This is a genomic window from Helicobacter salomonis, assembly GCF_017979425.1.
Taxonomy (GTDB): domain Bacteria; phylum Campylobacterota; class Campylobacteria; order Campylobacterales; family Helicobacteraceae; genus Helicobacter; species Helicobacter salomonis.
On sequence record NZ_JAERIS010000029.1, the window covers coordinates 1 to 17,936 of the forward strand.

20 protein-coding genes are annotated in these 17,936 nt (G+C 47.1%); 16 read left to right on the forward strand and 4 right to left on the reverse strand.

All coding sequences use genetic code 11. The features are described 5' to 3' along the window. From KCO92_RS06100 to rfaD, 4 genes are all read right to left on the reverse strand, one after another. The coding region (locus KCO92_RS06100) for a sulfatase-like hydrolase/transferase (RefSeq protein ID WP_210647470.1) at nt 1-1,199 on the reverse strand (1,199 nt) is incomplete at its 3' end. Nucleotide 1,200: 1 nt separating this feature from the next. After that, nucleotides 1,201-1,770 carry a D-sedoheptulose 7-phosphate isomerase gene (gene gmhA, locus KCO92_RS06105; RefSeq protein ID WP_104694925.1) on the reverse strand — a complete coding sequence of 190 codons (570 nt, stop codon included), beginning with the start codon at nt 1,768-1,770 and terminating at the stop codon, nt 1,201-1,203. Next, nucleotides 1,740-3,194 carry a D-glycero-beta-D-manno-heptose-7-phosphate kinase gene (gene rfaE1 / locus KCO92_RS06110; protein ID WP_104694926.1) on the reverse strand — a complete coding sequence of 485 codons (1,455 nt, stop codon included), beginning with the start codon at nt 3,192-3,194 and terminating at the stop codon, nt 1,740-1,742. The genes gmhA and rfaE1 overlap by 31 nt, the downstream gene beginning before the upstream one ends. After that, a complete protein-coding gene (rfaD, locus tag KCO92_RS06115) occupies nt 3,188-4,159 on the reverse strand; it encodes an ADP-glyceromanno-heptose 6-epimerase (RefSeq protein WP_104694927.1) in 972 nt (323 codons plus the stop codon). The genes rfaE1 and rfaD overlap by 7 nt, the downstream gene beginning before the upstream one ends. A 131-nt stretch (nt 4,160-4,290) precedes the next feature. Here rfaD and KCO92_RS06120 point away from each other — a divergent pair, with 131 nt between their 5' ends. The 16 genes from KCO92_RS06120 to KCO92_RS06195 form a co-directional block, all read left to right on the forward strand. Continuing rightward, nucleotides 4,291-5,019, forward strand: coding sequence for a zinc ribbon domain-containing protein (locus KCO92_RS06120; RefSeq protein WP_104694928.1), 729 nt, complete (start codon nt 4,291-4,293; stop codon nt 5,017-5,019). Next, nucleotides 5,019-6,194, forward strand: coding sequence for a lipid IV(A) 3-deoxy-D-manno-octulosonic acid transferase (gene waaA, locus KCO92_RS06125; RefSeq protein WP_104694951.1), 1,176 nt, complete (start codon nt 5,019-5,021; stop codon nt 6,192-6,194). Before KCO92_RS06120 ends, waaA begins: the two co-directional genes overlap by 1 nt. Then, nucleotides 6,170-6,928: an RluA family pseudouridine synthase gene (locus KCO92_RS06130; RefSeq protein ID WP_104694929.1), complete on the forward strand. Its 759-nt coding sequence runs from the start codon at nt 6,170-6,172 to the stop codon at nt 6,926-6,928. Before waaA ends, KCO92_RS06130 begins: the two co-directional genes overlap by 25 nt. After that, the gene (gene lgt, locus KCO92_RS06135; protein WP_104694930.1) at nt 6,912-7,757 is read left to right on the forward strand and encodes a prolipoprotein diacylglyceryl transferase; all 846 of its coding nucleotides are present in this window, start codon (nt 6,912-6,914) and stop codon (nt 7,755-7,757) included. Before KCO92_RS06130 ends, lgt begins: the two co-directional genes overlap by 17 nt. 9 nt (nt 7,758-7,766) lie before the next feature. Beyond that, nucleotides 7,767-8,804, forward strand: coding sequence for a flagellar basal body P-ring protein FlgI (locus tag KCO92_RS06140; protein ID WP_104694931.1), 1,038 nt, complete (start codon nt 7,767-7,769; stop codon nt 8,802-8,804). Beyond that, on the forward strand, nt 8,801-9,106 hold the full coding sequence (locus tag KCO92_RS06145) for a hypothetical protein (RefSeq protein WP_104694932.1): 306 nt from the start codon (nt 8,801-8,803) through the stop codon (nt 9,104-9,106). Before KCO92_RS06140 ends, KCO92_RS06145 begins: the two co-directional genes overlap by 4 nt. Before the next feature lie 5 nt (nt 9,107-9,111). After that, a complete protein-coding gene (locus KCO92_RS06150) occupies nt 9,112-10,146 on the forward strand; it encodes a sensor histidine kinase (protein ID WP_104694952.1) in 1,035 nt (344 codons plus the stop codon). 114 nt (nt 10,147-10,260) lie between these two features. Beyond that, nucleotides 10,261-11,034: a 5-oxoprolinase subunit PxpA gene (gene pxpA, locus KCO92_RS06155; protein WP_104694933.1), complete on the forward strand. Its 774-nt coding sequence runs from the start codon at nt 10,261-10,263 to the stop codon at nt 11,032-11,034. Between the two features lie 9 nt (nt 11,035-11,043). After that, nucleotides 11,044-11,277, forward strand: a complete 234-nt coding sequence (locus KCO92_RS06160) for an acetyl-CoA carboxylase (protein ID WP_104694934.1) — start codon at nt 11,044-11,046, stop codon at nt 11,275-11,277. 3 nt (nt 11,278-11,280) lie between these two features. Then, the gene (locus tag KCO92_RS06165; RefSeq protein ID WP_104694935.1) at nt 11,281-12,654 is read left to right on the forward strand and encodes an acetyl-CoA carboxylase biotin carboxylase subunit; all 1,374 of its coding nucleotides are present in this window, start codon (nt 11,281-11,283) and stop codon (nt 12,652-12,654) included. After that, entirely contained in the window at nt 12,644-13,540 is an 897-nt protein-coding gene (locus KCO92_RS06170) for a 5-oxoprolinase subunit B family protein (RefSeq protein ID WP_104694936.1), read from the forward strand. The genes KCO92_RS06165 and KCO92_RS06170 overlap by 11 nt, the downstream gene beginning before the upstream one ends. Further along, on the forward strand, nt 13,537-14,511 hold the full coding sequence (locus KCO92_RS06175; RefSeq protein WP_104694937.1) for a 5-oxoprolinase subunit C family protein: 975 nt from the start codon (nt 13,537-13,539) through the stop codon (nt 14,509-14,511). Before KCO92_RS06170 ends, KCO92_RS06175 begins: the two co-directional genes overlap by 4 nt. 10 nt (nt 14,512-14,521) lie before the next feature. After that, on the forward strand, nt 14,522-15,844 hold the full coding sequence (locus KCO92_RS06180) for a purine-cytosine permease family protein (RefSeq protein WP_104694938.1): 1,323 nt from the start codon (nt 14,522-14,524) through the stop codon (nt 15,842-15,844). A 101-nt stretch (nt 15,845-15,945) separates the two neighbouring features. Then, a complete protein-coding gene (locus KCO92_RS06185) occupies nt 15,946-16,365 on the forward strand; it encodes a hypothetical protein (protein WP_104694939.1) in 420 nt (139 codons plus the stop codon). Nucleotides 16,366-16,467: 102 nt separating this feature from the next. After that, nucleotides 16,468-16,827 (forward strand): hypothetical protein, encoded by a 360-nt coding sequence (locus tag KCO92_RS06190; protein WP_104694940.1) that lies wholly within the window; start codon nt 16,468-16,470, stop codon nt 16,825-16,827. 246 nt (nt 16,828-17,073) lie between these two features. Beyond that, nucleotides 17,074-17,936, forward strand: an 863-nt coding sequence (locus tag KCO92_RS06195) for a tyrosine-type recombinase/integrase (protein WP_210647471.1), incomplete at its 3' end; no start/stop codon positions are given.

Consider the following 17,936-nt stretch of genomic DNA (forward strand, 5'->3'; position numbering starts at 1 on the left):
GGGATTTGCGCAGGAGTGAATTTGGCGAAACTCTTGGGAAAGCGTTCTTTGTAGAGTAGATGACTGCCGATGAGATGGAAGGCAACCACATTTTTAGCCCCTAAATGGGGCAAAACACGCTTATTAAACACATCTAGCAAAGCTTGATCACCCGTGCTCCAAGAAGGAGTCCGAAAAATTTTTTCAAAACGGCGGGGTAGCAATTCGTAGGCATTGCTGGTACGGGCTTGGTCTTGGTTGTCCAGCCAAAAAGTCTTGTAACCCGCCCTCTTGAAAATATCTCCTAGATTCTTTTGTTCATACCAAGCTGTAGCGTGGTTTTCATAGTCGCTGTAATTCAAGAGAGTTTGGAAAACCCCATGAGTATTTGCAAAAGCTGAGATAATATTATCAAAGACAAACAAGTTTTGCGATCTCTCTCTCTCTCTCTCTACTAAACCACTAAAAAAAGGCGTGTTAGGCACAGAGTAGCCATAAACCCCCATGAAATTTCTAGACGCACTCTCGCCCACGATGAGTACCACATTATCCACGCTATCCCTATCTACTCTGAGATAATCCTTAGGATAGGGTTTATTGAGGCTAGCGTGCACCGCTTGCGCATCACTACCTATACCAAAATAGATCGCGCGCACCTCCTTGATTAAAGGCAGAGTGTCCCAAATTTCTGGGGGTGTCCAACCTGTCGCGCCTCTTTGGTGGAACAGATAAGCCGTGCGTCCCATGTGCGCGACCACACCCAAAATAAACATCCCTAAAAACAAAGCATGGAGCTTAGGGGGAAGACTCCACTTAAAACGCACAAAAGCCAAAAACAACGCACAAACGCCCCCCACGCCCAAAATCAGAAAACTATGGGAGAATACATGAGCGATCAAAAACGAGCGGACTTCCTGGACATTTGTGCCTAGTAGGGTTTCAATCAAAGCTTGGTTAATGTCCATGTTGAAAATGTAGCCCATAAAAAAGCGCAGAAAAGCCACTAAAAGGCTTAGAACTACGATAGTATTTTTTATCAAGTTGCTTAAACGCGTGGGCAAAAAGCTTAAAAGCGTATAGAGTGCGTAAAAAAACGCCCCACTATAGAAGGCAACTTTGAGCAAAGTTTTGGAAAGATAGCTTAAATGTGCATCAGGTGAAAACACAGACGCAAGCACAAAGCTCACCCAACAGAGCAAAAAGCGATTATCTAGGATCATCTTACCCACAAAATGCTTTCTCAATCGCATCGCAAAGTAGGTGGATGAGTAAAATATGCATCTCTTGGATACGCGGAGTGTCTGTGCTGGGCACAACTAGAAGGCAATCACACAGCGCGCGCATCTTGCCCCCCTGATGTCCGCTTAAGCCCAGAGTGCCTAAGCCCAATTCTTTGCCCCTTTGCAAGGCTAAAAGCACATTTTCAGAATTGCCGCTGGTGGAGATGCCCACCAAATAATCCCCCGGTTTGCCTAATGCCTCCACCTGACGCGCAAAGACCTTAGAATAACCATAATCATTAGCAATAGCTGTCAAAGCTGAAGTATCTGTGCTTAAAGCAATGGCAGGCAAACCTACGCGCTCTCTTTTATAACGCCCTGTGAGCTCGGCGGCAAAATGTTGTGCATCTGCCGCACTCCCCCCATTCCCACAGATTAAAATCTTATTACCCAGCCTTAAAGTTTCCACGAGTAAAAGCGCGGCTTCTTCGATGTCTTGGCTCAAGATTGCCAAAGTCTCTTGAGCAGTTTGAATATGGGCTAAGAATTCAGATTGGATGAAGTGTTGCATGAAAGTCCTTGAATTTTTTGAATAATACTACTGCTTGAATTGCCTTGCACGAAGTCGATTAAAACCACCTCTGGCACTAAATCGCTCCCTACAATTTCTTTATCTTTGTAATCGCTCCCCTTGACCAAAATATCGGGTTGAAGGGCTTTGATGAGTTCTAGGGGGGTGAGTTCTTCAAAGATGACGACAAAATCTACGCACTCTAAGCCCGCTAAAATAAAGGCGCGATCCTCTTGGGCTTGAATGGGACGCGTCGCCCCTTTGAGCGCACACACAGAAGAGTCGCTATTTAAGCCCACTACCAAAATATCCCCCAACTTTTTAGCCTCTTGCAGGTAATCTACATGTCCCCTATGCAAGAGATCAAAACACCCATTGGTGAAAACCACGCGTTTAGGGTGGCTGGCGCGTAAGATTTGGCTTAAGAGATGGCGATCTAGGATTTTTTGCCCTTGATGGTAGTGGCGTTGCCAAAATTCGAGCACTTCAGCATAAGTGGCATGCGCGCTCCCCACCTTGCCCACCACCACCGCCGCGCTCGCATTGGCAAAGGCGCATGCTTGGTGCAGATCAAAGCCTAAAGCCAAACAAAAAGCTAAAGCCGCGATCACGCTATCGCCCGCTCCGCTCACATCATAAACTTCTTTGGCAATGGTGGGGATTTTCACCATATTAGCCCGATCTAAAAATACCATGCCCGCTTCGCTTAGAGTGATAAGGGGAATGGTGATGTGGAATTGCGTTTTAAAATGCTCTAAAGCTTCTTGCAAATGCGCATCGTCCTGAATGTCTAAACCTGTGGCGATCTGGGCTTCTTTTTTGTTGGGGGTGATTAAAGTCGCATAGCTGTATTTAGAATAGTCTTTTCCCTTTGGATCACATAAAACGGGCTTATGAGCTTGGTTAGCAAGGGTGATCAAGGCTTGGCAAAGCCGCGCACCCACCACGCCCTTTTGATAATCTGAGATCACCAGTGCATCCGCATTTTCTAATAAAGCAGCAGCAGTGTCTAAAAGGGTTTTCTCCAATGTGGGGCTAATGGGGGCTCTACTTTCGCGATCTACGCGTAAGACCTGTTGCTTGGAGATCATCACGCGGCTTTTCTTACAAGTAGGGCGTGTGGGATCGACAAGCACGCCTTGAGAGTTGATCTCTAGTTGGGCTAATTGGGCGAGCAACCATTCTTTAGGCTCATCTGCGCCCACCACCCCGCACAGACTTACCTGCGCTCCCAGTGCACGCAAATTATCTGCCACATTGCCCGCTCCCCCTAGACGATAACTCTCTGTTTGCACTTCCACTACCTGCACGGGGGCTTCTGGGGAGAGCCTCTCACTCACACCCCAAATGTAATGATCCACAATGAGATCACCCACCACTACAATATGGGGGATTTTTTGGGGTTGGCTTAAGAGCTCTAACATGTCTGTTGCGCCAATGCACGGATAATGGGGACATAAGTCTTAATACCCTTTTCTAGGTTGTAAGCAGGTTGGTAGCCCAACTCTTTTTGCGTAAGTTCAATGTGTGCGCAAGTGTGCTCTTGAAAGAAGGCATAGGGGTTTTTGATATAGGTTACTTTAAAGTCACCCAACTCTTGTTTTAAAAGCTCTACGATGTCATTATAGGAGCGCGCCACGCCAAAGCCCACATTATACACCCCACTCACAGGCGCGCGCATCGCCTTGACATTGGCTTGAATCACATCTTGGACATACACAAAATCGCGTTGCTGATCTCCAAATTCAAAGAGTTTAACCTCTTGGTTTAGCAGGGCTTGTAGCCCTAATTGCAAGATCATCGAAGCGGTTTTGTGTTTGTAGAATTCCCCCGGACCATAGACATTAAAATAGCGCAAGCCAACAATAGGGATATTGTAACGCCCACTGAGCACGCTGACATCCATGCAGAGCTTAGAAAAACCATAGACATTTTCGGGGTTTTCCCCTTGTCCTACCACATTAGGTGCGGGTGTGTTGCCATAAACTCCAGCCGAAGAAGCGTAGATCACGCGGGCGTGTTTACGCGCAGCAATGTCTAGCAAATCCAAAAAAGCTTGGTGATTGGTGCGCATAACTAATTCTTGGTTTAAATTAGTGGTGTCCGAAATGGCAGCTTGGTGAAAAAGGTAATCAAAATCGAGCTTCTCAAGACGATCTAAATCTTGAGTGATGTCCGCACGCACCACATCCCCCTTAAACCCAATAAGGTTCTTAAAATGTCCTAGACTCGTGCTAGGGGGGGTCTGTTCTCTGAATTTATCCAATACGATGACGCGTGCTTTAGGGTGGTGTTTTTGAAAATAAAAAGCTAGATTGCTCCCTATAAACCCCGCCCCTCCAGTAATGAGAATTCTTGCGCCATCGAGCGTATTAGAAATATAGGGCATGGTATTCCTTTTGAAGTATGGCGTGGATTATAGCATTTAACATACCCTCACAGCTTAGTTGCTTACATGCCACAACCCTAAGCCAGAATATGTTAGAATCCCCAGTTTCAATTACATCTATAAGGCACGCTATGAATGCGCATTTGACCCAACTCATCGAGATTTCTCGTTTAGATAAAGACATTGAAGCCTTGGAGCCTCTAATTCAGGCTAAACGCGTGGATTTAGATAAAGCTCTAGCCACAAAACACAAGCAACAGGCCGAATACAGCGCACTAGAAGAAGAAAAAGCTGCTCTGAAGCTCCAAGTTTCCAAAAATGAACAGACCTTGCACGAAATCAACGCTAAAATCGATAGTATTCAGAAAAAAATCGCTCAAATCAAGTCAGAACGAGAGTTGCGTTCTTTAGGCATCGAAGAAGACATTACTAAAGAGCGCGCCAACCAAGCCAATAAAGAAATTGAGCGTTTGGAAAATGAGATGGCGCATAAAAGCAAATTGCAAGATGGTTTGAGAGAAGCGTTAGAAACACTGGAAACCCAAATCACTACCCTTGAAGAGCGGGTAGAGCAGGACACAGCCCAGATCAAGCAACGCCAACAGGAGATTTTCCATGAAAAACAAAATCTCACCCTCAAAATGGATCGCAAACTCATCGCCTTTTACGAGCGCATTAGGCGTTGGGCGGGCAATACCTGTGTAGTGAGTGTGCGCAAACAGGCATGTGGGGGGTGTTTTATCCGCATTAATGACAAGACTTACACAGAAATTTTAGGCAGTCAGGACATTTTGACCTGTCCGCATTGTGGGCGTATTCTCTATGTGGAAACCCAACCCCAACAAACAAGCGAGATCTAATTTTTTATCGCTTCTATATTGCCCTGCTTGCGCTAGTGCATTTGCTAGTCCTGCCCGTGCTTGCTTTCTTACGTTTCAAGTCCAAGTACCGCCATTCTTTGGGAGCACGCTTTTTTGCTAGGGGGTACAAGCTCACCTTTAAGCCTATGTTGTGGTTTCATGCCTGCTCTTTTGGCGAAGTCAAATCCCTAGAACCCTTGCTAGCCCTTTTCCCCAACACTCCTATTTTGCTCACCACCACCACCCAAACCGGCTACACCCTCGCGCGCAACACCTATGCCCACAGCGCTTATATACAAGTGCGCTATTTGCTTTTTGAGACCTTACTTTGGCTCTGGCGCAAAGATTTGGATCAGTTGCAATCCTTGGTAGTTACAGAAGCTGAATTGTGGCTGGGAGTCTTTGTCTTGGCTAAACAAGTGGGAGCGCAAACCTTTTTGATCAATGCACGCATTTCTAGGCGTTCTTACCCGCGTTATCACCGCTTTAGGGTGTTTTATGCCTACCTTTTTGCGCAAGTGGATCACATCTATGCTCAAAGCACACAAGATTTAGGAAAACTGCGCTCTTTAGGGGTGCGCACCGGGGCAATTTTTCCCAATCTCAAACTCTTTAACCCCCCCAAGCGCACTCATCACTACCCAAAGCCTCCTAAAACCTTGATCCTAGCGGCTAGCACCCATCCAGGTGAAGAGGCGTTGATCTTAGAGGCGTTTTTAGCCCTGCAAAGCGATGCTTTTCTTGGCCTAGTCCCGCGCCACCCTGAGCGCTTTGGGGAAGTTAAGAAAATGTTGATTCAAAAGGGCTTGATTTTTGATCTTTTCTCAGAGGGGCTTACATGGCATCATCAGGTTACTTTGATTGACGCGCTAGGGGTGCTCAATGACTTTTATGCCATCGCAGACATTGTGATTTTAGGAGGGGCTTTTGCCCCCATAGGAGGGCATAACCCCCTAGAGCCCGCCTTTTTTGGGGCAAAACTCATTAGCGGTAAACATATTTTCAACCAAGAAGCTCTATTTAGCTGTGTGCGTAATTTTATCTTGGTAGAACCCCCACAACTAACTCAAACACTCGCACAAGCCCAAAAAATCTTGCCCAGTTCTATTGAATACGGCAACCATCGCCTAGAAACATTGGCTCACATGATATGCAGAAAGCCTACAAACTCTTAAGTGCCCAATTAGGCATCTCTCACAAGCAAGCCAAGAATTTAATCGATTTAGGCAGAGTGCGCGCACACAACAAGCCCTTAAAGTTAGCTAGAACTCTGCTTCCCTTGACAGCGCGTTTTGAGGTGTTAGAGTGCGTGGAATCTAGCATTCTCTACCAAGATGATGCGCTTTTAGCCATTTGTAAAAGCGTGGGAGTGGATAGCTATGTGCTGCAACGCGATCACGCCCCCTACCAACTCTTGCACCGCTTAGACAAGCCCACTAGCGGGGTTCTTTTATTGGGGTGTGCCCCATTTTATGCCCGCGCATTAGAAGCGTTTAAACAAAGACGCGTTTATAAAGAATACTGCGCACTGGTGGAGGGCATTATCCATAAGGGGCAAACCTTGCGCATGCCCTTAAGGGTGCAAAAAAGCCATGCGCATGTGAATAAGGGTTTTGTCAAAAGTGTGTGCGATCCCAAGGGCAAAGAGGCGATCACGCACATCACCCCCTTAAAACACTATCCCCACTACACTCTTTTAAAAGTGGTGATTGAAACCGGGGTAACCCATCAAATCCGCGCGCATTTGAGTGCGATCAAGCACCCCATTGTGGGAGATACTCTCTATGGGGCAAAACTCAATATGTATCTCTTTTTACACGCTAAAAGAGTAAAGCTCTTGGGTTATGACCTACAAGCCCCCACCCCGCCCTATTTTGATTTAGGAGAGGATTTTGAGTTTTTGGAATGAAATTTATAGCCACTTTAGCCCCATTGCCTTTTCTCTCTTTGGCTTAAATGTGCATTGGTACGGATTAGCCTATGTGAGTGCGCTCCTTGTCGCCTTTTTTGTCGCACTCAGCGAGACAAGGCGCGATCCACAACGCTTTCCCATTTCTAAAGCCCTATTTGAGAGCTACTTTTTGTATGTGGAATTGGGCGTGATCTTGGGTGCGCGCTTGGGTTATATTCTCATCTACGATCCCAACACCCTTTACTATCTCAAAGCCCCATGGCAGATTTTCAATCCCTTTTACAATGGGGAATTTGTGGGTATTCGAGGGATGAGCTACCACGGCGGGCTGGTAGGCTTTTTGGTGGCCTCTGTGCTGTTTAGCGTGATTAAAAAGCAAAACTTTTTAATCTATTTGGATTTGATTGCGATTTCTTTGCCCTTAGGCTATGTCTTTGGACGCATAGGCAATTTTTTAAACCAAGAATTAGTGGGGCGTGTAGTGCCTAGTAGCGATGTGTGGGGGCAAAAAACAGGAATCCTAGTAGATGGGATCTTGCGCTATCCTAGCCAACTCATTGAAGCGTTTTTAGAGGGCTTGGTGCTCTTTGTCGTGGTGTGGGTAGCTAAAAAGTTTGTGCGCGCTCCGGGCATGCTGATGGTGGTCTATGGTTTGGGGTATGCATGTGCGCGTTTTATCTGCGAATACTGGAGAGAGGCAGACGCGCAACTGGGGTATTATTTTTGGCACTTGAGCATGGGACAGATTTTAAGCTTGGCGATGGTAGGGGTTTCTCTAGGTCTGTGGGGCTATATTGCCAAGCGCGGATTAAAAAAGTTTAGCTAGAATGCGCGCATGGGAAGTTTAAGCAAATTCTTAGCTCTATGTCTGTGCGTGGTGGGTCTGCATGCCGAAAAGATCGAGGACATCGCCAATATCGTGGGCGTGCGTGATAACCAACTGGTGGGCTATGGACTGGTGATTGGGCTCAATGGCACGGGGGATAAATCCGGCTCTAAATTCACCATGCAATCTATTGCCAATATGCTAGAAAGTGTCAATGTAAAAGTGTCTCCCCAAGACATCAAGTCTAAGAATGTTGCCGCCGTGATGATCACCGCTAGCCTGCCCTCTTTTGCACGCCAGGGCGATAAAATCGATGTGCAAATCTCTTCAATTGGGGATGCTAAATCCATCGACCATGGGGTGTTGGTGATGACCCCTTTGAGTGCCATTGATGGGAATATCTACGCCATCGCGCAAGGGAGCGTGAGTTTAGGCAATTCGGCTAATCTACTCTCAGGCACAATCATCAATGGCGCAACCATTGAGCGCGAGGTCAGTTACGATCTCTTGCATAAAAATGGTATGACACTCAGTCTTAAAAAACCCAATTTCAAAAACGCGATCAAAATCCAAGAGGCTCTAAATCATGTCTTTAAAGACGCAGTCGCCCTAGCCATCGATCCCAAGACGATCAAGCTCAAAAAACCAGACAACCTAACTATGGTAGAGTTTTTGGCACTGATCCAAGAGATCAATATTGACTACAGCCACGCCAATAAGATTATCATCGATGAAAAGTCGGGCACTGTGGTGGCGGGGGTAGATATTGTGGTGCACCCGGTGGTAGTAACTAGTGGGGATGTAACCATTAAGATCACCCAAGAGCTCTTAGAGCCCAAGAAGGGCAAGGCCAAAAAGGATATTCAAAAGCTGGACGCACAGACCATGTTTGACACCAAAGAGAATATCTTAAGCTCCCAAAAAGCGACCATTGCCAGTGTGGTTAAGGCGTTGCAAAAGATCGGGGTGAGCCCTAAGGGCATTGTTTCTATCTTGGAGGCAATGAAAAAAGGGGGAGCGATCAGCGCAGAAATGGAGGTCATATGATTAAGAATAATGTAGATATTTACAACCAGTATTTAGCCAATAAGCTCGATGCTAAAAATCTTAAGGGTGATGATACCAAACTCAAAGAGCAAACCAATGCCTTTGAATCCTTGCTCTTGAAGTTCATGCTCGACACCGCGCTTAAATTAGACAACCCACTCTATCCCAAGCAACCCGGGAGTGAGATTTACCAATCCATGTTTAAGGAGTCTCTCTCTGACCAACTCAGTGGGCATTTTGGCTATAGCGAGCTCTTGTTCAACTTTCTCAAAGCCCAAGAGGAAGCCAAGAAAAAAAGTTAGTGCGCATGGAGAAGCCATCAGATTCAGAAGGGATTTTACACAAGATCGGGGATCGCCAAGAGCTTTTAGCCTTGCTCAACGAATTTATCTTGCAAAGCTACAAGGTAGAAAAAGAGTTTAAGGACTACAAAGCCCTTTACGAGTGGGTGATTGAGATTTTGCCCCAAGCCATTTGGGTGCTCAATGAGAACAAGAGTTTCTTTTATAAAAATAGCAAAGCCCTAGAAAACCAAAGCATTTTTGAAAAGGCGCGTGCGCAAGGCTTTAATAGCGAGATCGAGCACGAGGGTAAGAACTATTTATTCCAGCACAATAAGATACAGGGTAAGGAGATCATCACCGCCACAGACATTACCAAGCAGAAACGCCAAGAACGCCTAGTTTCTATGGGCAAGATTTCCGCCCACCTAGCCCATGAGATTCGCAATCCCGTAGGTTCGATCTCACTTCTCACTTCTGTCTTGCTTAAAAAGGTGGACGAAAAGACCAAGCCCATCGTGTTTGAGTTGCAAAAGGCGTTGTGGCGCGTGGAGCGTATCATTAAGGCGACCTTGCTCTTTTCTAAGGGGGTGCATGCCAATAAAATCGTGCAGAGTTTATCCCTGTTGGAAGATGAGATCAAGGACGCGCTCAACCAATACACCTACACTAAGGACATCACGCTCAAGACAGACATCGCGCCCATTAGCGCACGCTACGATCTAAGTTTGCTCAGTATTGCCCTGCAGAACTTCTTGTATAACGCCATTGATGCGATTGAAGAGGGGCATTTAGAAGAGGGGCAAATTGAAGTAGCCATCTTTGAAGAGGGGGAGTGGGTGGTGTGCCACATTAAGGACGATGGGAAAGAAATCATCGACAAAGAAGTGCTCTTTGAGCCCTTTGAAACCACCAAATTAAAGGGCAATGGGCTAGGCTTAGCACTCTCTTTACAGGTGGTGGAGGCGCATGGGGGCAAGATCACGCTCTTAGACACCCCAGATAAAACCTTTGAAATCCGCATTTTGAGGGACTTGGAAGACACGACGCTCGCTCCCTAGACATTGACGCGTCTTAGTTTCTATTCTACCCAGATAAATTTGTGACTCTTAGGCAAGCTTTGGGGTAGTTAGCCTTCTCATGCCATACTTTTCAATGTAATTCAAAGGAGAACCATGAAAAAACACATAGATTTAAATAGTGACATGGGGGAATGTTTTGGCCCATGGATCATTGGGGATGGAGTGGATGATGAGATTATGAAGCTCATTAGTAGTTGCAATATTGCCGCTGGCTTCCATGCTAGCGATCCCAATATCATGCGCCATAGCGTGCAAAACGCCCTAGAACAAGGAGTAGAGATCGGGGTGCACCCGGGCTTTAGAGACTTGGTAGGCTTTGGGCGCAGGCATATGGTGGCTAACCCGACCGAACTAACTAATGATTGCCTCTATCAGTTGGGAGCATTGCGCGAGTTTGTGCATTTCCTAGGGGGTAAATTGCACCATTTTAAGCCTCATGGCAGTTTGTATATCCACGCCAGCAAGGATCGCGCCTTTTCTGAAGAACTCATCAGCACCTTGCATAAAATTGACCCCAGCTTGCCCCTATATTGCATGGAAAATACGATCACGCATGAGGTGGCAAAGGAGCTCAAACACCCCTTTGTGCGCGAATTTTACGGGGATCGCGATTATGGCGATGATGGGCAGTTGGTGATGGTGCGCCGTGCGCGCGCCTATACCCCTGAGGAGGTCGCTCAAAAAGTCTTGCAAGCTTGCAAAGAGGGCACGGTCAAAACTGTAACTGGCAAGGTCATTGAAGTAGATTTTGACTCGGTGTGTATCCACAGCGATACCCCCGGGGCCCTCTCTTTGTTGCAAGCCACGCGCGCGCTCTTAGAAGAGCATGGCATTAAAATTCAAAAACCCACCATTCACCACCCTTAAGGAGAACCTATGCACGAAGTTGTTAGCCCCATCCCCGGAACCTTTTATCGCAAACCCAACCCGGATGCCGCCCCCTTTGTGGAGGTGGGCTCTGAGGTTAACGAAGACACCACCCTTTGCCTAGTAGAAGTGATGAAAACCTTCAATGAGATCAAGGCTGGCGTTAAAGGTAAGATCAAAGAGATCAAGGCAGAAAACGAGCAATTTGTCAACCCGGGCGATGTGCTCTTTGTGGTGGAGTAGACGATGCTAAAACGCCCCTTAAAAATCCAAAAGGTTTTGGTGGCTAATCGCGGAGAGATCGCAGTGCGCATTATCCAAGCCGCCCATGAACTCAACATGAAAGCTGTGGCAATTTACACCGATGCAGATGCGGGCAATCTAGCCTGCCAGTTGGCCGATGAGTCTTACCGAGTGGGGGAAAATTTGGCGCATAAAAGCTACCTGAATATTGATAATGTGCTCGAAGTTGCCAAACAAGCACAAGTAGATGCCATCCACCCGGGCTATGGTTTTTTAAGCGAGAACGCCCAATTTGCCAGACGCGTCGAGGAAGCGGGGATCATTTTTGTAGGACCTTCAAGCGAGCTCATCGCTACAATGGGGGATAAGGCTAAAGCCCTGCAACAGGCTAAAAAAAGCCAAGTGCCCACCATGCCTAGTAGTCCCGTGTTAGAAAACCTAGATCAAGCCCTAGAGGAGGCGCGCCAAATTGGCTACCCCCTACTTATCAAAGCGATCGCGGGGGGTGGAGGCAAGGGGATTAGGCTAGTGAATGATGAAACCCAGCTTAAAACCCAGTTTGAGATCGCCACGGCTGAGGCGCGCGCCGCCTTTGGCAATGGGGGGGTGTATTTGGAAAAATATCTAGCAAGAGCCAAACACATCGAAGTGCAGGTGCTAGGCGATGGAAAAGATGTGATCCATCTTTACGATCGCGAGTGTTCTTTGCAGCGGCGCAGGCAAAAAATCTTAGAAGAAGCCCCCAGCCCCAGCTTAGATTCTCAGACTAGGGAGGCTTTGTGCGCGTGCGCGGTGCGCATGGCTGCTGATGTGGGTTATAAGGGTGCAGGGACTTTGGAGTTTCTCTATGACACGCAAAGCAAGGGTTTTTATTTCTTAGAGATGAATACGCGTATTCAGGTCGAACACGGCATTACAGAAATGGTAACCGGGATTGACATCGTGCGCCAAATGTTGCGCATTGCCGATGGGCAGGCTTTGCACTACCAACAAAAGGACATTTCTTTACGCGGGCATTCTGTGGAGGTTAGAATCAACGCTGAAGACCCCCAGAATAATTTTTTCCCCAGCCCCGGAGAGATCACTAAATTACAATGCCCCACCGGTTTGGGCGTGCGCTTGGATAGCATGCTCTTTAGCGGGCGCACCATCCCGCCCTTTTACGACTCGCTCATTGCTAAACTCATTGTCTACGATCGAAGCCGTCCCTTAGCCCTTAACAAACTCAAAAGAGCCCTAAACGAGCTCAAAATTGAGGGCGTGAAAACCACTATCGGGCTTTTTAAGGAGCTTTTGAGAAACCCCCATATCCAACAGGGCGATTATGACATCAACTTTTTAGAAAACTACCAACAGGAGGCTAAAAATGGCGTTTAGATATAGCTTTGGGGGGGACACCTTTTTATTTGTGGAGGTGAGCGAAGATGGGATGTCTTTAGAGGCGTTTTTTTTGGCGATGGCGATTTGCAACCGCCTGAGGGAAATGCAAGTGGAGGGCATTAGCGAGATTTGCCCGGCTAACGCGTCCTATATGATCGCCTTCAACCCGGACATTCTGCCCCACACCAAAGCCCTAGAGATTTTAAAATCTTTAGAAAAGGAAGTCGTGGGGGCGCGCACAGAAATTCAAACCCGCCTGATTGAAATGCCCGTTTTTTACAACGACCCCTATACCTACGAATGCCAAATGCGTTTTCGTAATAACCACCAATGTCGCGAACCGGGCTCCACCTTAGACCCCAATATCACCGACATTGAATACGCCCGCCAAATCAATGGCTATGAGAGTGTGGAAGCCTTCATTCAAGCCCACTCTGAGAGCCCTTGGTTTGTGAGCATGATCGGCTTTGTGGCGGGCTTACCTTGGCTTTATCAACTCGTAGAACGCCAAGCCCAAATTGAAGTACCCAAGTATGCCATCGCGCGCATCGACACGCCCGCCCTCACCATCGGGCATGGCGGATGCTTTGGATGCATTTACGCGGTGCGTGGGGGTGGGGGCTATCAGATGATGGGCATCACACCCGCACCCGTGTGGGACCCTGAGCAAAGATTGCCCTATTTCAAAGAGAGCATGGTGTTTTTAAACCCGGGGGATATTATCAAATTCACCCCCTGCACCCAAACGGAGTATGATAAATATGTCAAAGAGGTAGAGGCGGGCACTTTTAATCTCAAAATCCGCCCCACGCGCTTTTCTCTGCAAGAGTGGCAAAGTAACCCCAAAGCTTATAACCAAAAAATCTTGGAGGTGTTAGCATGAACTCTTTTAAGGTGATCAAGCCGGGCATTGCCACTTATGTAGAGGATTTAGGGCGTTATGGCTACTACCATTTGGGTATCCCCCCCGGGGGCGCACTCGATCAAGCTTCCTTTATTGCGGCTAATATTTTGGTGGGCAATGATAAAAACGCCGCCGCCCTAGAAGTGGCTTTAATGGCACCCGAATTAGAATTTGAAAAGGAAACCTACATTGCTGTAACTGGGGCGCACACCACCCCGCTTATCAACGGGCAAGAAATGCCTAGCAATGCCGCGTTTAAAGTTCCAGCCGGGGGCAAACTTGGCTTTAGCTATTTAAAAAAGGGCGCGCGCGCTTATATCGCCATTGCTGGAGGGATCGATGTGCCTGTGGTGATGGGTTCACGATCCACCTATCCGCTGGGGAGCATTGGGGGCTTTAAGGGGCGCAAACTTGAGGAGGGCGACATACTCCCCATTGGCACGCCCAGTGGCAAACCTAGTAGTAAAGTCTTAGGCGAAGAGTTTCATCTACACTTAGAAGAAGTGGAGTTTTTGCGCGTGATCTTGGGACTACAAGATTACAAGCTCACAGAGCAGAGTTTGCACAATCTATTTAATGATGTTTATGTCGTCTCTACCCAAGCAGACAGACTGGGCTATCGCTTTAAAAATGGGCAGAAATTCACTTATAAAGATTTGCCCCAGCCCTTTGGTGCGGGCTCCAATCCGAGCAATATCCCCGATGCCTGCTATCCGGTGGGCTCCATGCAAGCCCCCGGGGGCAATGAACCCATTGTATTACAGAGAGATGCGCCCAGCGGGGGCGGGTTTGCGATGTATTGCACGGTAATTAGTTGTGATCTAGATCGCCTAGGGCAGTTTGCGCCCAATCAAAAGGTGCGCTTTAAACAAGTGGATATGCAACAAGCCCTAGTGGCGCGCAAAGCCTATCAAGACAAGATCAAAAAGATGATCGCCAGTTTAAGCTAAAGGAGATGCCATGCCAACGCACCACGAGGACCTAGCACACAAGCATACGCAGGACGAATCCACTTCGGTGGTTACGCAGGAGAGAAAAGCCTCACGGGGTTCTTTGATGATGTCTTGGTGGGGGGTTTGTTCGGCTTTGTTTTATGTGGTGGTGGGGGTGGCGATGGCACAAGCCTATGGCACAAAAAACGCCCTTATTGGGTTGTTTATCACCGTAGTAGCCTATTCTCTCATCAACGCGTTCATCTCTGGCTATGCGGCTAAGAGCGGTCTCTCTGTCGCCCTATTTTCACGCGTGCTCTTTGGGAGTAAGGGGGCTGCCCTAGCCACCTTGATTTTCTTTGCCACCGCTATTTACTACGCCGTCTTTGAGGGCTATGTGATTGCGCTAGCAGCCACGCATAAATTTCCCGCTCTGCCCCACTGGGGGGCGTGTTTGATCATCGTGGCTTTTTCTGTGCCCTTGATCTTTGGCTCGGTGCAACACTGGTTAGATAAATTTAACGGGGTGCTCTTGCCCCTGTATCTCTTAGGGCTAGTGGCTTCTGTTATCTATGCGACTAGCACTTATGGCTATAATGAGGCGTGGTTACACATGGGACCCAAAAACGCGCCCCCCTATGGCTGGTGGCATGTGGCGGTGTATTACATGGGGGTGTGGGTGCTAATGATGTATACCTTTGACTTCGCGCGTTTTGGCAAAAAAGAAGATGTCAAATTCCACGCCTTTATCACCTTTGGCGCGCCCTTTTACTTAGTCGCCTTTGTGCTCTCGGCGTTGGTGGGTATTTACTTAGTGAGCACCATGCCTAAATTAGCCACTTCAGAGTCCGCAGTTGCCTTTGCCTTCATTGAATTGTTAGGTATCTTTGGTTTGCTCTTTGTGATCATCACCCAAGCGCGCATCAACACGGCTAATTACTTCTTGGGCGCGACCAACATGCAAGCCTTTTTTAAAGAAGTGCTAGGTCTTGATCTCTCTAAATATGTTTGGGCTATCTTGGTGGGAGTAGCGGTGTTTTTGCTCATGTTAGTGGATATGTTTGCCTATTTGCTCAGTGCCCTAGCCTATCAGGGTATCTTTGTGGTGGCGTGGGTGGCGATCGCTTTGGTGCATATTTTAAGCGCGCCCAATTACGAACAAGATGTGCGCAATGCCCTAAGCGCGCCTGCCTTCAAGGCAGCTGGGCTGGTGGCGTGGTTTGGAGCGAGCGGGGTGGGCATTTTAGTTTACCATGGAGTGCTAGTTTCTAAAGATTTGGGCGCAAACTGGTATGCTACAGCTACTTTTGTGAGCGCGTGCGTGCTGTATCTTTTCTTAAGGAGGCGTTGATAAGCCCCCTTAGCTTGTCTAATACCCATGGCTTCGCACTCCTAAAGCTGTGGGGCGGTGGCCTTTATTGTATAATAGGCGTTTCAATATGAGGAGGCACGATGAAACTAGCTAAATTTGCGTTAACTTGTGATGGGGAGAGGATCACCAGCCTAGAACAGCTCAAAGATCATTTTAATCTCTTAGATGTGCTGGAACACTACAAAACTAACACCTTGTGGCGTTGGCTTAGGTCGAGGGGTTATGTCAGTGAGCTGGAGGGTGTGGAGGCGATCAAGACAACCCAAGATACAGAAATTTTAAGCGCGCTGTGTGGGGTGTTTGGGATAGAGGCGGATCAACAGATGATTCAAGAGGTGTTAGAAAACCAAGAACGCATGCAAGAAAAGGAAGTTTTAAAGGCAGAGATTGGAACACTTAAGGCACAGGTTAAAGCCTTGCAATCACCTCCCCCCAGCAATCCCAGCCTAGAGGAAAGATTAAAAGCTTACAACTTTCTTAAAGAAAGGCTTTGTAACTGACAAGGCAATCTTAAAAGAATTACTTAAAAGTTACGCAGATTTGTTAGAAAAAGACAAAAATGAGATAGCAGACCATCTGGGCTTGCTCACCACAAAGAAGAATTGCGACAAAAAAGCCTTAGCCCAATTTTTAAAGCAGATGAGATTGCAGAGGTGTGGGTAGAGAAGTTAAAAATAATGGGGTTCTTAGAAGATGTAGTCGAGCTGCTAGGTATGGACCAGTACGAAGAAATTCAGGAGATCACTTTGGATTTTACCACCTTACGCACAAAAGCCCACGACTTTGGCAAGATTGTTTGTTTTGAGTTACTAGATCTTGGGATAGAGCTTGTGGATAAAAATGACCGTCCACTTAAATGCATCAAAAACTGCTTATTTATCGCTAATACCTTAAAAATTTCGAGCAACAATAACTACTATTCTGGGGAAGGCAAATTGCATTACCTAGAACTCAATATTTAAAGAACTCCCAGCCCACCAACTCCAACAACGCACAGAAACCCCGCACCCCAAAGCCCTTTTAGCTATGGGAGGCTAGTTAAATCATGTTTATAACCTTTTAACCATATTTTTAGTAGTTTTGTGCTGGGAATGCTAGTAAATGCGTAGCTAGCGTGGTTTTTATGGTGGTTAAGTTTTTGCTATAATTTATAGCAGTCATTAAAAATCACATTTAAGACTAGATAAAACGAAATTTAGGGGGCTAAAATGGGGACAGCTAAAGTAGCCAAAAGTAGCAGCATTGAGCGTATAGTGGTGCACACAGACAAGGGTGTAAGGCATACTCAAAGAGTAGATGACAAGGGTGCGCAAAGCAGAGAGGAGACAAGGGTGCGCAAGGGCGCGCACAAAAATATTCTTAAGCGTTACGCAGATGTGTCTAAAAGCACTTCTAAGCTGTATGTGGGGGTGCGTAGCAAGGTGTTGAGTGATGGAGATGTGGCCTACTATGTGCGCTGGGTGGATGCGCATGGCAAGAGAGTGGAGCTCAAGGTAGGCACAAAGGCTAGCGGGTGGAATGAGAAGAAGGCGAGCTTGAAGCGTGCAGAACTCATGCATACTCCCACCCAAGGGTTAGCCACTCTAGCCCAAGTCTATCCGATTTTTCTCTCTGCTAAAGGCCAACAGGTGCGTTTCAAGACAATCCACATATACACGCACTACTGCGATATGATTATAGAAAAGCTAGGAGATGTGCCTATCAACAAGCTCACTCCTCTGATGATAGAGTCTTTCTTGCAAGAGTTTGCTCACAAGAGCGCGCGCTTAAGGGGTTTTCTCTATATGTTGCTAAAGGCGGGGCTAAAGCTAGCCAAGAGTCATTTTGGAGTGGATAACACAGAAATAATGGAGAATATCCAGCCTCCTAAGATTGATGATAAAAGAGAGCGGTTTTTGAGTGTGGAAGAGATTGCGCGCCTAAAGGCAGCCATTAAGGGGGATTTAGAGTTGGAGCTATTTGTGGCGTTGTCTTTGAGCACGGGGGCACGGATCAATGGAGTGTGTACCATTAAGAAAATGGATATAGACTTGGATACCCAAAGTGTGCGCCTCAAAGATTTTAAAACTAA

Excerpts from the sequence above, each read along its gene's own strand:
- gmhA (WP_104694925.1), bottom strand. The coding sequence starts at position 1,770 with ATGCAACACTTCATCCAATCTGAATTCTTAGCCCATATTCAAACTGCT.
- rfaE1 (WP_104694926.1), bottom strand. The coding sequence starts at position 3,194 with ATGTTAGAGCTCTTAAGCCAACCCCAAAAAATCCCCCATATTGTAGTG.
- rfaD (WP_104694927.1), bottom strand. The coding sequence starts at position 4,159 with ATGCCCTATATTTCTAATACGCTCGATGGCGCAAGAATTCTCATTACT.
- KCO92_RS06120 (WP_104694928.1), top strand. The coding sequence starts at position 4,291 with ATGAATGCGCATTTGACCCAACTCATCGAGATTTCTCGTTTAGATAAA.
- KCO92_RS06130 (WP_104694929.1), top strand. The coding sequence starts at position 6,170 with ATGCAGAAAGCCTACAAACTCTTAAGTGCCCAATTAGGCATCTCTCAC.
- KCO92_RS06140 (WP_104694931.1), top strand. The coding sequence starts at position 7,767 with ATGGGAAGTTTAAGCAAATTCTTAGCTCTATGTCTGTGCGTGGTGGGT.
- KCO92_RS06145 (WP_104694932.1), top strand. The coding sequence starts at position 8,801 with ATGATTAAGAATAATGTAGATATTTACAACCAGTATTTAGCCAATAAG.
- KCO92_RS06150 (WP_104694952.1), top strand. The coding sequence starts at position 9,112 with ATGGAGAAGCCATCAGATTCAGAAGGGATTTTACACAAGATCGGGGAT.
- pxpA (WP_104694933.1), top strand. The coding sequence starts at position 10,261 with ATGAAAAAACACATAGATTTAAATAGTGACATGGGGGAATGTTTTGGC.
- KCO92_RS06160 (WP_104694934.1), top strand. The coding sequence starts at position 11,044 with ATGCACGAAGTTGTTAGCCCCATCCCCGGAACCTTTTATCGCAAACCC.
- KCO92_RS06165 (WP_104694935.1), top strand. The coding sequence starts at position 11,281 with ATGCTAAAACGCCCCTTAAAAATCCAAAAGGTTTTGGTGGCTAATCGC.
- KCO92_RS06170 (WP_104694936.1), top strand. The coding sequence starts at position 12,644 with ATGGCGTTTAGATATAGCTTTGGGGGGGACACCTTTTTATTTGTGGAG.
- KCO92_RS06175 (WP_104694937.1), top strand. The coding sequence starts at position 13,537 with ATGAACTCTTTTAAGGTGATCAAGCCGGGCATTGCCACTTATGTAGAG.
- KCO92_RS06180 (WP_104694938.1), top strand. The coding sequence starts at position 14,522 with ATGCCAACGCACCACGAGGACCTAGCACACAAGCATACGCAGGACGAA.
- KCO92_RS06185 (WP_104694939.1), top strand. The coding sequence starts at position 15,946 with ATGAAACTAGCTAAATTTGCGTTAACTTGTGATGGGGAGAGGATCACC.